Source organism: Kocuria oceani (genome assembly GCF_029524215.1).
In the GTDB taxonomy this organism is placed as follows: Bacteria; Actinomycetota; Actinomycetes; order Actinomycetales; family Micrococcaceae; genus Kocuria; species Kocuria oceani.
This window is the reverse complement of the sequence record NZ_JARAMH010000025.1, coordinates 24,231-35,673: the sequence shown is the minus strand read 5'-3', so window position 1 is coordinate 35,673 and position 11,443 is coordinate 24,231. Positions and strand designations below refer to the sequence as shown.

At 66.0% G+C, this 11,443-nt stretch carries 9 protein-coding genes and 1 pseudogene; 4 read left to right on the top strand and 6 right to left on the bottom strand.

The window, feature by feature from the left end:
• Positions 1–2 precede the first annotated feature (2 nt).
• The gene (locus PU704_RS18095; protein WP_062737336.1) at positions 3–410 is read left to right on the top strand and encodes a DUF4913 domain-containing protein; all 408 of its coding nucleotides are present in this window, start codon (positions 3–5) and stop codon (positions 408–410) included.
• Positions 411–475: 65 nt separating this feature from the next.
• Here PU704_RS18095 and PU704_RS18090 read toward each other — a convergent pair whose 3' ends face one another.
• The 3 genes from PU704_RS18090 to mobC are packed head-to-tail and all read right to left on the bottom strand — an operon-like array spanning position 476 to position 3,149.
• Positions 476–1,246: a hypothetical protein gene (locus PU704_RS18090; protein WP_277552285.1), complete on the bottom strand. Its 771-nt coding sequence runs from the start codon at positions 1,244–1,246 to the stop codon at positions 476–478.
• 2 nt (positions 1,247–1,248) lie between these two features.
• Entirely contained in the window at positions 1,249–2,763 is a 1,515-nt protein-coding gene (locus tag PU704_RS18085; protein WP_277552281.1) for a relaxase/mobilization nuclease domain-containing protein, read from the bottom strand.
• Positions 2,760–3,149 (bottom strand): plasmid mobilization relaxosome protein MobC, encoded by a 390-nt coding sequence (gene mobC / locus PU704_RS18080; RefSeq protein WP_277552279.1) that lies wholly within the window; start codon positions 3,147–3,149, stop codon positions 2,760–2,762. The genes PU704_RS18085 and mobC overlap by 4 nt, the downstream gene beginning before the upstream one ends.
• Before the next feature lie 213 nt (positions 3,150–3,362).
• Here mobC and PU704_RS18075 point away from each other — a divergent pair, with 213 nt between their 5' ends.
• The gene (locus tag PU704_RS18075) at positions 3,363–3,692 is read left to right on the top strand and encodes a hypothetical protein (RefSeq protein ID WP_101853275.1); all 330 of its coding nucleotides are present in this window, start codon (positions 3,363–3,365) and stop codon (positions 3,690–3,692) included.
• A gap of 439 nt (positions 3,693–4,131) precedes the next feature.
• Here PU704_RS18075 and PU704_RS18070 read toward each other — a convergent pair whose 3' ends face one another.
• Complete coding sequence (locus tag PU704_RS18070) at positions 4,132–9,117, bottom strand: helicase-related protein (protein WP_277552276.1); 4,986 nt, start codon at positions 9,115–9,117, stop codon at positions 4,132–4,134.
• 107 nt (positions 9,118–9,224) lie between these two features.
• Positions 9,225–9,614 carry a TnpV protein gene (locus PU704_RS18065; protein WP_075873118.1) on the bottom strand — a complete coding sequence of 130 codons (390 nt, stop codon included), beginning with the start codon at positions 9,612–9,614 and terminating at the stop codon, positions 9,225–9,227.
• A 419-nt stretch (positions 9,615–10,033) separates the two neighbouring features.
• On the opposite strand from PU704_RS18065, the gene PU704_RS18060 reads away from it, so the two are divergent.
• The gene (locus PU704_RS18060) at positions 10,034–10,531 is read left to right on the top strand and encodes a TIR domain-containing protein (RefSeq protein ID WP_075873119.1); all 498 of its coding nucleotides are present in this window, start codon (positions 10,034–10,036) and stop codon (positions 10,529–10,531) included.
• Positions 10,492–11,007 carry a hypothetical protein gene (locus PU704_RS18055; protein ID WP_277552272.1) on the top strand — a complete coding sequence of 172 codons (516 nt, stop codon included), beginning with the start codon at positions 10,492–10,494 and terminating at the stop codon, positions 11,005–11,007. Before PU704_RS18060 ends, PU704_RS18055 begins: the two co-directional genes overlap by 40 nt.
• Here the strand turns inward: PU704_RS18055 and PU704_RS20115 are convergent.
• Positions 10,936–11,394, bottom strand: a pseudogene (locus tag PU704_RS20115) (HIT family protein); the annotation flags it as partial. The gene PU704_RS18055 and the pseudogene PU704_RS20115 sit on opposite strands and share 72 nt — an antisense overlap.
• Between the last annotated feature and the right edge of the window lie 49 nt (positions 11,395–11,443).

Sequence of the window (11,443 nt, the reverse complement as noted above, 5' to 3'; positions counted from 1 at the left end):
CCATGGACTGGGAAGAAAAATCGTCCAGTGAGGGTAACGAGGACGTGGAAGAGCAGCCTCCTGCGGAGCTGGTCTACGCGAACGTGGTGGAGTTCGTCACCGAGATGTTGGCGCCGATGTACCGGCGTCAGCTGGACCCAGCCGGTCGCTCAAACACGTTCACCTGGTGCGCCCAGTGGTGGCGGCATGATGAAGCCGTGAGCCGTCTGACGGGGCTGTGGAGGGCGTGGGAAAACCTGCGCCTGGACCCCACTACCGGGCTGGCGGTGTGGTGGCAGAACTACGCCGACCCGACCATGCGGGTCCTCTTTGAGGAGAAGGGTCCTTTCCACGGCTGCACTCCCAGGGAGCACCGCCCCAAGGGAGTTCCACTGACTTTGGAGCCACCTCCAGAGGGCCTGTTCGACTGAACCTCACGGCAAAAGGGGCGCAACCCGTCACGGGTTGCGCCCCTTTCGCTGCTGCCCTCATGGCATCAGCCGAGTTCCAAGCCTCTTTCTCGTCCTGCTGGGCGCCCGGTGTTCTTGCGGGCCTTGGGGCCACGCTTGGTGGAGCGCACAGCCTCTATGGGAGGCGTGCCCTGGTCCCGGTCAGCAGCCAGGCGTGCCCGTACCCCATCGCGGCCCTCCTCGGTGCCGCCAAAGGCCGCCATGAGGTTCTTGGCCAGGTTCGCCCGCCGGTCTCCGGAGTCCCAGAGTTCCTCGGCTTCGGCAGCCGAGTGGCGGGTGTCGGCGTCGGTTTGCAGATCCCCCCGGCTGGCCTCTGCGGCGTTGAGGGCGGCCTCGGCGTGGTCACGTTGGGCGTCCACGGCTTCGTGGGCCGCGGTTCCCTGCTCGACGGTCTTAGTGCGCTGTTGCTGCGGGGTGCGCTCTTCCAGGTAGTCCTCCACGGCCAGTCCGTAGCGGTCCTTTACCTGAGACTCGATCCGTCCTCGCGCGGTGCGGGCGACCTCGTCGTGCTGCTCCCACTGCCGGGCCAGCCCGTAGTGGGCAGCGATGTCTTCCGGCTTGGCGGACTCCCAGAAACGGTCCTGGTCCACCGGGGCGAGCTCGGTGCGCATCACTGCTCGTTCGGCTTCGAACCGGTCTTCCAGCTCCCGTCGCCGCTGCTGCTGCTCCATCAGGCGTTGACGCACTTGCTCGGCGCGCTGACGGGCCATCATCTCGCCCCAGCGCCCGGCCACAGCCATCACCGCCTGGAGGTCACGGCCGATCAGATCGTTCACGCCATCGGGTTGTGTGCTCATCTCTACAACTCCATTCCGTAGTCCGTGCGGGGGGTGTGATCTACGTAAGGGTGCTCAACCGTGGGCCCCTGGGTCTCGCGCAGCGCACCACGGGCACGGGCGGGTCCGGCGTGGGAGGCACTGCGCTTAGGAGAAGAAGGCTCGACTTCCGGTAGCGGCTCTGCCACCACCGAGAGGTGCTGCCGGAAGGTGTCCACGATCAACTGGGTCTCGCGCAGTTCTTTGTTGGCCTGATGCATGTCCTGGAACGCTCGGGTCATCCGCAGCATCTGGTTCATGATCAATGCCTGGGCCATCGGGGAGGGCGCTTTCGTGACCGCCAGCAGGAACGCCGTGGTGCCACTGGTACGCAGTGGGGCTTCCAACGGGGTGGTGATCTTCAGCCCCGACCGGTGCGCCGAGCGAGCCAGCGTCCTCGCGGTGCGCCCCAAGGGTCCTTGCCCGTCCTCGGTCGCGTGCGACCACGCCGCGAACACCCCAGAAGCTTCCCGAGCCGCGTGCGCCCACGCCTGATGGTCGTCCGGGGCGAGCTTCACCAGGCGCCGGCGAACCTCTTTCAGTTCATCCGCCAACCGCCTAGCGGTCACCTCGTCCAGGGCCGCACCGGGGGCGTCGGGATGCACGATGCGGCGGTGCCGCTTGGCCGCCATCCACTCCTCCGACGCCTCTTGGGCAGACTCGGGGGTGTCCGGCCAACGGGTCCGCAGGGACGGCAGCGTGAGATCCTGGGCGAGCTTGCCGCCCCCGAACCACAACGGCCGCATGCCCTTCGGCGGACGCTCCGCCACCGAGTACCCGGTCACCACCGAGTCGGTGCCGGCGGCGAACCGTGGGTGCACGAGCATGTTCGCCCGGCGCATCTGCCGCACGAACTGCGCCTCCGATTCGGCGGCCACCGCGCGCGCCCGCACGGTGCGCTCCAACGCGAACCGGGTCGGCTCCCTAGTGCTGTCCCGAGCGATCTCGCCCTGCTGCAACCACCGTTCGGAGTGGTTTCCGAGCTGGATCAGGTTGAAGTCCTTCTCGATCCCACGCGCAGCCTTCTGCGCCCGGGAGAAGTCGTTACCCCAGTTCCATTTGGTGCCGTCCCCACGGATGGTGGAGGCCACGATGTGGATGTGGTCGTTGCCCTTGGTGGAGCGCCCATGGTGCACCGCAACCCACTGGCACGGAGCCTTGGCCCCAGCGTCGGTGAAGTCCATCTCGTCCATGAACTTACTCGCGATGTCCGACCATTCCTGATCGGTGACCTCCCGGTCCTGGTACGGAATCGACAACGAGCAGTGCCAGATGTGCTTGGCGTCAGCGTCCACCCCGAAGGACCGCCGGTTCAGGTCGATCTCGCGGGCGATGGACACCGCGGCTTCCTCGTTGAGCTGCACGTCGTCGTGCCAGGCCATGATGAGCGGGGAGCCGCCCACCAGGTGCGGGTCGGTGTGCTCGTTGGCCCGTCCCGGACCCACGAGGTACTTCATCAGCCCGACCGGCTTGTCGCCCTTGGTGATGTTCGGGATCACGGGATCAACTCTTCGATCTTGGCCAGCACGTCCGCCCCAAAGCGGCGAGCTTCCTGCAAGGTATCGACCGTTTCGGGCAGCACCTCCCCGGTGCTGTTGGCGTGCCGAGCAATCTGGTTCACGTTGTTCGCGATCGTGGCCATCAGGTGCCGCATCTGGATCAGCTCGGCCAGCTGATTCCGCCGCAACTGCACTGCCACCGGATCCGCCGAACCGAACACCGCCTCGACCATCAGCGCCGAGGGCGACAGCCCGGTCTGCTGCTCCAGCACCATCAACTGAGCACGCTCGGACTCCGACATGGACACCCGGACGTACTGGGTCTTGCCCTCGATCCGCTTGCGCCTCGACTTCCACACGTGGCGCGGATTCTCCTGCTCCACCACAGCACCTCCTCTCTTTACGGCCCAGCGCAGCGCCCCCACCTTGTGGGCCCCACACGACCAGTGTGCCACCGCAAAGGCCGCGAGGCCAGCAGCGGTGCCCTTTTATGGCACATAAAAGATAGCTTTGCTCCGCCGGGGCACCACGGGTGCGAAACGCCGGCGGAGCGCCCGTGGACTCTGGAACGCACAGTGTGCGTCCGTTAAGGTGGGGGCATGGCTAAGCTCACTGACCCTCAGCAGGCAGAGGAAGCCGCGCAGCGGCTGCTCAACGACCGGATGGACTACGTCCGCCGGGCGATCACGGCACGTGGCGCCCTCGACGAGGCCCGCGAAGCTCTCAAGGAAGCGGAGAAAAACGACACCCAAGCCTTCCAGGCCGCCGTCAATAACGGCGGCTGGACCGAGGACGAGCTGCGCAAAATCGGACTCTCCGCACCCGAGAAGATGCAGCGCGTGCAGCGTCGACGGAAGGCCGCTCAGTCCACCCCAGACGCCCCCAACTCATCCGCGCAGAACGGTGGCGGCACCGAGTCGGAGCAGTGAAGACCGGCGGCTGGATCCTTGCCGCAAGCTACGTAGTGCTGCTCATTGTCTCCATCGTCCTAGTACTCCAAGGCTCAGTAATTGGATGGCTGACTGGTCTTCTTTTGGTCGTTGCGTTGCTCATGCTTTGGCGTGAAGCACGCCAGGGTCGTGCAGACCGCAACATGGATTACCGTGGCTGAGTTCCTGACCCCGTGCCCACATGGGCACGGCAAAAGCTCCATCGCTCCGCGGCTTTTCCCGCACCCATGATGGACACAGGGACCCCCACCGACCACCCGCCCACAGCCGGCAGGTCACCTCACGCACGACCGTTCCAGATCCGTAACCGCCGACTGTGGACGGCTTCCTGCCCCTGTAGTCACCGCACAAGAAACGGTGCCCGTTCCCCATCGGGGAGCGGGCACCGTTCGTCGTCGTAAGGCCAGCGGGGCAGCGGCTACAGCCCCAGGCCCTCCTCCGTGGGGCGCTGGTCATAAGACATACGAGCTGTCTCCAGTGAGCGGTCGGCCGTGGAAGTTCCACGCCCGGGAGCACTACGGCCGGTGGTGGGAGCTCCGGGGTAGTTGATCCGCATCCGCTTCTTCAACGCCTCCAACTCCGGGTCCAAAGTCGGTTGCGGTGTCTCCTCTCCGCGCATCGCACGGTCGATGCGCTCCACCTCCCACCGGGCAGCATCCAGGGCCTCCTGGTGCTTGAACGGCACCTCCAGTGCCGCCCGGGCGTCGACGACTTCCTGATGCGCGGCCGCCAACCGGGCCTCCCTCTTGGTCACTTCCTCGGGCAGCTTCAGCACCTGGTTCTCCAACCGCTGAATCATGCCCACACTCGGATTCAACGACGTCGCCCTCGTGACTTCCACCGCCACCCCGGGGGCATCATCAATGCGCAACTCCACCGGGGAGGCACTCAGATCAGCCAGGTTCCCAGACCGCTGCACCACCCGAATGTCGTGACCACCGATCCGCGCCGCGACCCCCAGGTCGACCTCCCCAGCACGGGGCGGCCGCGCGGTCGCGTGCACCCCCGCCCACCGTTGCCACGCCTCGGCGGCCTCAGTGCGCTTCTCCACGGTGGCTCCGTCGATGGTCATGCGGAACTTCTCCCCGCCCAACTCATCGGTGGTGCGCTGCGCGGCCGCACGCAGCACCGGCAGCTCACGCTCCAGTGCCTCCGCCCGCGAGGAAGCCGCGTCCTTGCGGAACACCAACGAGGACTGATTGCGGTGCCAGGCCCGGTTCAGCCGCTCCAACCGGGCCAGTTCCTGGTCGGCTTTCGACTTCTCCAGGATCAGCGGATTGCCACTGGAGATCGCCTTGACCTCCGCGAAGGACAACGTGTTGTCCCCGACGTCCTCGATCTCCCGCACGTCCAACCGCCCGCGCATGATCTGGTCGATGAACTTCGACTTCCGCTCCAGCGTCTGCCACATGAAGGTGTCGAACGAACCCTTCGTGACCACCTGGGAGATCGCGACTTCCGGGTTCTGATTGCCCTGTCGGATGATGCGCCCGTGCCGCTGTGCGATGTCCGCCGGACGCCACGGGGCGTCCAGGTCCACCAGGTGCACCGCCCTCGCCTGGATGTTGGTGCCCACCCCCATCCTCTGGGTCGAGCCCATCAGCACGGCGATGTCTCCCGAGCGGGCAGCGGAGAACAGCCGGCCCTTCTCGGCATCGTTCTTGGCCTCGTGCATGAACCGGATCTTCTCCGCCGGAATGCCCCGCTGGACCAGCTGATCCTTCAGCTCGTCGTAGACGTTCCACTTCTCCGTCGACGGGGTGCTCTGATCGCAGAACACGATCTGCAACGCACCCCGGGTCGGGTGTTCCTCGCCGCTGGCCGGATCCAGGAACACGTCGTCCTGGTGCTCCTGGTGCACCCGGGCGATCAGGTCCGCGGTCACGCTGACCTTGTTCTCCGCCACGATCGATCCCAGCTCGGGATCCACCAGGCGCACGTCCAGGGCCGCTTTGCGGCCGTCCGAGCTGACCTTGAGCATGTTGTCCTCGGTCCGGTCCACCATCCGGGCCTGGATGGCCTCAGCGCGACGGCCGATCTCCTCGATATACGCCTCGAGCTCCGCCGATGCCTCTACCGGGACCATGCGTGGCAGGCGCGCCCCGTCGTCTCTCTTCACCAGATCCGGGGTGGGCAGTTGCAGGTCCTCGGCGGTCTTCACGTCGGCGAAGGTGTGGAACATTTTCAGCAGCTCGGGCACGTTCTGGAACTTCGCGAACCGCTCTTTCAGCTTGAAGTGGTCCCCGCCGGCCACCGACAGTTCCATCTCGGTCACCACCTGACCGAAGGTCGCCGCCCAGGTGTCGAAGTCGTGGATCCCGGCCCGCTCCAACAGCTCCGGGCCCAGGTAGCGCTGCATCACGTACATCTCGGTGACCGAGTTGGCGATCGGGGTTGCGGTTGCACCGGTCATCACGCGGTCTCCGTGCTTGGCCCGCAGGTACTCGACCTTCATGTGCAGGTCAGTGGCTCTGCCGGATCCCGGGTCAATGGCCGCGTCTTGGATGTTCGACGGCGTGGAGAGGTTCTTGAAGTCGTGGAGCTCGTCCACCACGAGGTAGTCGATGCCGGTCTGCTCGAAGGTGATCCCTGGATCGGTGACCCGGTCCATCTTCTCCTTCAGCTTTTCTTCTTTCGCTTGCAACCGGGCTTCCATGCGCTTGATCGACATGGTGTCCGCCCCGCTGGCGGCTGCCCGTTCATTGGCGGCTTCCAGCTCGGCTCGCTGACGTCCGATTTCTGAGAGGTTGTAGGCGCTTTTCGACTCTTCCGAGAGCTCGATGCGCTCGAACGCGGTGCGGGTCATGATGATCCCGTCCCAGTCACTCGCTGCGGCGCGGGCGACGAACACCCGCCGCTTCTCGCCTTTCAGATCAGCCGAGGAGGCGGCGAGGATCTGCGCCTGGGGGTAGAGCTGCAGCCACTCCCGGGTGAACTGCTCGAGCATGTGGTTGGGCACCACCACGACCGGTTTGCGGGCCATCCCCAGTCGGCGCAGTTCCATCGCGCCCATCACCATCTCGGCGGTTTTGCCCGCCCCCACCTCGTGGAAGAGCCCCACCGAGGGCTCCGAGAGCATCCGCGCCACCGCCGCTCGCTGGTGGCCGCGTGGGGTGAAGTCCTTGACCAGCCCCGGGAAGCTCAGTCTCTCCCCTTCCACGGTGTAGTCGCGCAGCACGATGGAGTTGAACCGCCGGTTGTACTCATCCACCAGCCCGGCCGCCCGGGCCGGGTCCTCCCACACCCACTCGCTGAACCGCTCCTGCATCAGTGCCGCCTTCTCCTGGGCGGCGGTGGTCTCGGTGGCGTTGACCACCCGGCGATTACCCTCGGGGTCGGTCGGGTCCGGGTCGGTGACCTGCACCCGGCGCTGCTCGGCCAGGTTCTTGAAGATGTCGCCGGCGGCCATTCGGTCGGTGCCCCAGTCGTTGCGGGCGGCGAAGACATGGCGGCTGGCTTTCACGTCCCAGTTCGCGCCACTGATCCGGTCCACCCGGGCGGCTGGGTCCTTGATGATGTGGCGCAGGAACTGCTCGTGGATCTGAGGGGAGACCCACACCGCCCCGATCCGGGCCTCGATCTCATCGGCTCCCAGCGGGGCCGGCAGCGCTGCTTCCAGTGCCGCGACGTTGGCTTGGAACCGCTCATCGGCGACTGAGGCGGCGCGGGCCGTGTCCAGCTTCTCGCGCACATCACCACTGAGATACTCCGCACGGGTCTCATAGACCCCCTCCTCTCCGGGCACCTCATAGACCAGTCCTCCCAGGGACTCCCGCGCCCCGGCCTCATCGGTGCCCAGCAGGGCCGCGACATGGGCCAGGTCCACGGTGCCGACCGTGTCCAGGGTGACGGCCAGGGCCTCATCGGCGGTGTCCACCCCGAGCACGGGCTTGCGCGGCTGCACCTGCCGCTGCGACAGCAGACCAGCCGGAGCCGCCGTGCCGGTGCCCTCGTCGAAGTGCTCCAGGGCCAGCACGAGCGGCCCGAACGGATCATCCCCCAGCAGAGCCACCGCCGGTGGGGTGATGCGGGCCAGGATCTCCTCACCGGCCTCGTTGGTGCGCCCGGTGCGGCGTTCGGTGAAACGGTTGATCGGCCCGTAGCGATCCGCATAGGCCCGGTAGCTGGCCGCCAGTTGAGCCCTCAAAGCGTCCAGCTCCGGGGTGTCATCGACGTTGGCGGCCTCCAAGGTCAGCACGGCACGGGCTTCGTCTCGCAGGCCCAGCAATGCCCGCAGCTCACCGTGCCGGGTACGTGCCACCTTCAGCGGCGCGTGCACCTTCTCGATCGTGACCTGGGTGAAGCCTTCCGCACCGCGATCGGTGATGTGCCCGATCTGCTCCTGCTCCCCCGCCGGGATCAAGGCAGCGACCTCGAGCTCCTGCTCGCCACTACGTTCGGCCATCCCGCGCCCAGCCGCCACGGCCCGCTCGGTGATGCCCGCCAGCTGCTCGCGCAGCCGGTCCCCCGTGGCCGCCAGATCCTCCGCGCGCACGGTCAAAGTAGCGGCCCCGTACATCCCGTTGCCGATCATCGGCTCCCCGAGCACACGTTCGGGGTGGTCGATGAAGTAGGCGTTCATCCGCCCCTGCGCCCCATTCAGTTCGATCGGGGCGGTCTCCACCCACTCCTGATCCAACGGTTCCTCGCCGGGCAGTCGGCGGCGGAAGATCAGCACGTCGGTCAGCGCGTCCGTGCCGGCGGCTCGACGGTGGGCGCCGGTGGGGAGACGGACCGCCCCAAGCAGATCAGCGCTTTGGGCCATCTCCCGGCGCGCTGCGGGGTTCTGCGCATCCAGGGTGAAGGCGCTGGAGAGCACCCCGACCACCCCACCGGGCCTCGTCAGCGCCAAAGACTTGAGGATGAAGTGGTTGTGCATCGAGTGCCCGCCCGCGTTGTGCCGCGCATCGTGCAGGGTGTTCCGGGAGAAGGGGACGTTGCCCACCGCCGCGTCGAAGACCCCACCGGGCATCCTGGTGTCCGCGAACGACTCCGTGCGGATCGTGGCGTCCGGATAGAGGGCCTGGGAGATCGCCGCGGTGACCGGGTCCAGCTCCACCCCGGTCATCTGCGCCCCCTCCGGGGCCAACCCGATAAAGGTGCCGGCACCGGAGCCGGGCTCCAGCACCCGCCCGCCCTGGAAACCCAGGGCAGTGAGGGCGCCCCAGACCTCGCTGGCGATCGCCGGGTCGGTGTAGTGGGCGTTGATGACCGTCCGGCGCGCGGCCGCGTACTCGGTCTCATCCAGCAGCTCGTGCAGCTCCGCCCGGTCGGCCTCGTACTCGGGACGGGACTCGTCGAAGATTTCCGCGACCCCGGTCGCACCCCAGGACCCCCAGCGGGCCAGCGTGGCGCGCTCAGCATCGGTAGCGGCCCGCTCCTCGGCTTGGAGAGTGCGCAGCACGCGCAGCGCGGCGAGGTTGGCCCGGAAGCGTGCCTGGGCTCCAGAGGGGGCCAGCTCGTCCTGGGCGCGGGGGACGAAACGCCCCGAACCTTCAGACTCAGCCGGGATTACGCCTGTTCGGCGTCCTTCCGGGCCACCTCGTCCCAGTACTGGCGGTCCTCCCGGTTCAGCTGCTCCACGACCCGCAGCATCTGAGCCACCCCGGTCTCCTCCTCGTCCTCCTCCGGCTCCTGCTGCACCGACGGATCCGGGGTCAGCATCTCGGCCCGCACGATCTCCTCGGCCTGCATCTTCGACGCGTTCAACCGCCCCACCTTCTCCAAGTAGGTCTCCCCCACCGGATCCGGGCCGGCCAACTCCATCATCAACTCGCCCACCCGCTGGGTCGCTTCCTCTCCCAGTCTCTCGAACCACGCGTCCGGATCCGGGATCTGGGCGTACTCCTCGGGCGCGGTCGTCCTCCACGCTTCCTGAGCGAACTTGCCGTACGTATTCATCACGAACCTCCTCGGGTTCCGGGAAGAGAAAGGCATCAATGCTCAACTGCCCCTCGACTTGTTTCCTCTTGCGGGCTCGGGCCATGGGGGGTCTCCTGAGTGCGATCGGGAAGCTCTCACACACGCTACCCAGCCGCTCCCAAGCCTTCCTCGAGAACACGCACCAGCTAATATCGAGTTTGTTGATATGTCAACTTTTTGAAGGAGCTGGTAGCTCCTCACTTCATGCCTGCAGGACCAATCCCGTTCCCTGCCGGCAGCATTGCCAACCGCATGAACTTCCGCTGCCCCATCAGCTGGTGGTCTAGACAGTGTTTTCCGCTTCTGGCTCACCGTCCCGCGCCCAAAGGTGTCCGATCGCACCAGTATTCTCATAAGCAACCCACATCCCCCGGTGTGGCGCCCCGAAAGGATGACTCATGGCTCGCAAGGTGTTCTTTAGCTTTCATTACCAGCTCGACGCCTGGCGCGTGTCCCAGATTCGGAACATGGGACTCCTCGAAGGCCAACCCTTGCTGAGCTCCAACCATTGGGAGGACGTAGCCGCCGGCGGTGAGGCCGCGATCCAGAAGTGGATCGACGCAGAGATGGGCGGCAAGAGCTGCAACGTGGTACTCATCGGCAGCCAGACTGCAGGACGGAAGTGGGTGAACTACGAGTTCACGAAGGCCTGGGGCAGCGGCAAAGGCGTGCTCGGCATTCACATCCACAAGCTCCTCGATCACGACGGTCGCTCTGGCACTAAGGGCGCAAATCCCTTCGCTGGGTTCACTCTGAACAACGGCAAGGTGCCGTTCGACTCGGTTGTTCCGGTCTACGATCCCGCGGGGAGCACCAGCACCAACGTGTACGGCACGATCGCAAATAACCTCGAGTCGTGGGTCGAAAACGCCATCGCCGTCCGCAAGCAGTGGTGAGTGTGTCGCCTGAGCGGATCAAACATCTGGAGTTCATCCAGAACACGATCACGCGACAGGCCTCTCACTCCTTCGCGGTGAAGGGGTGGTCACTGACAGTGGCAGCAGTGATCTATGCCTATGCAGCAGCTCATCTGACTTGGTGGATGGCCCTTGTCGCCCTTCTGCCTGCAGTGGCGTTCGCCGGGCTGGACGCTTTCTATCTGCGGCAGGAACGCCTATTCCGGGCGCTATACCGGGGCGTGAGCCAGGAGTACACGCCGGTGCCCATGTTTGAGATGGACACCCGTTGCTACACCAACAAGGAAGCTTTCCCGTCATGCCGCTATTGGGGCAAGACGGGCGTGCTCCGCTCCCCCTCATGGTTGTTGCTACACAGCATGATCGTCGCCGTGGGGCTGGTTCTACTGGGGGTTGCGCTCTTCCAGGCCGCTGGTACGGCAGAACTGGCGCAATGCATCCGCAACATCTTCTAGGAGTGCCTCCGAAGTCGGAACTTTTGGCGGCCAAATTTCCCCGATTGCATCCCCGGCCCAACGCGGCACTAGGTGCACGTGCAGATGCATCACCGACTGGCTGGCAGCCACTCCGGCAGAGGAAATCATGTTCATACCCTCCGGCGCCAGAACGGCCCGTAGCGCACGCCCCACGGTGAGGACAGTGGACCCCAATTCGGGCACATCCGCTTCTTCAGCGTCGAGAAAGGTCTCTATGTGCCGCTTTGGAATCACCATGGTGTGCCCCCGGGTGGCCGGCTCCAACGGGAAGAACGCCAGCGTGGACTTCGTCTCGTAGACGACCTCCGCGGGAGTCTCCCGATTCACGATCCGACAGAACGCACACCCCTGCACGGCCGCCCCGTTCTCCTTAGATTGCTGTGAGCGTCAGCCTATGGGATTGGAGAGCTTGCAG

What these genes read in the sequence shown, in the direction of transcription:
- PU704_RS18095 (WP_062737336.1), top strand. Translation starts at nt 3, where the DNA reads ATGGACTGGGAAGAAAAATCGTCCAGTGAGGGTAACGAGGACGTGGAA.
- PU704_RS18090 (WP_277552285.1), bottom strand. Translation starts at nt 1,246, where the DNA reads ATGAGCACACAACCCGATGGCGTGAACGATCTGATCGGCCGTGACCTC.
- PU704_RS18075 (WP_101853275.1), top strand. Translation starts at nt 3,363, where the DNA reads ATGGCTAAGCTCACTGACCCTCAGCAGGCAGAGGAAGCCGCGCAGCGG.
- PU704_RS18065 (WP_075873118.1), bottom strand. Translation starts at nt 9,614, where the DNA reads ATGAATACGTACGGCAAGTTCGCTCAGGAAGCGTGGAGGACGACCGCG.
- PU704_RS18060 (WP_075873119.1), top strand. Translation starts at nt 10,034, where the DNA reads ATGGCTCGCAAGGTGTTCTTTAGCTTTCATTACCAGCTCGACGCCTGG.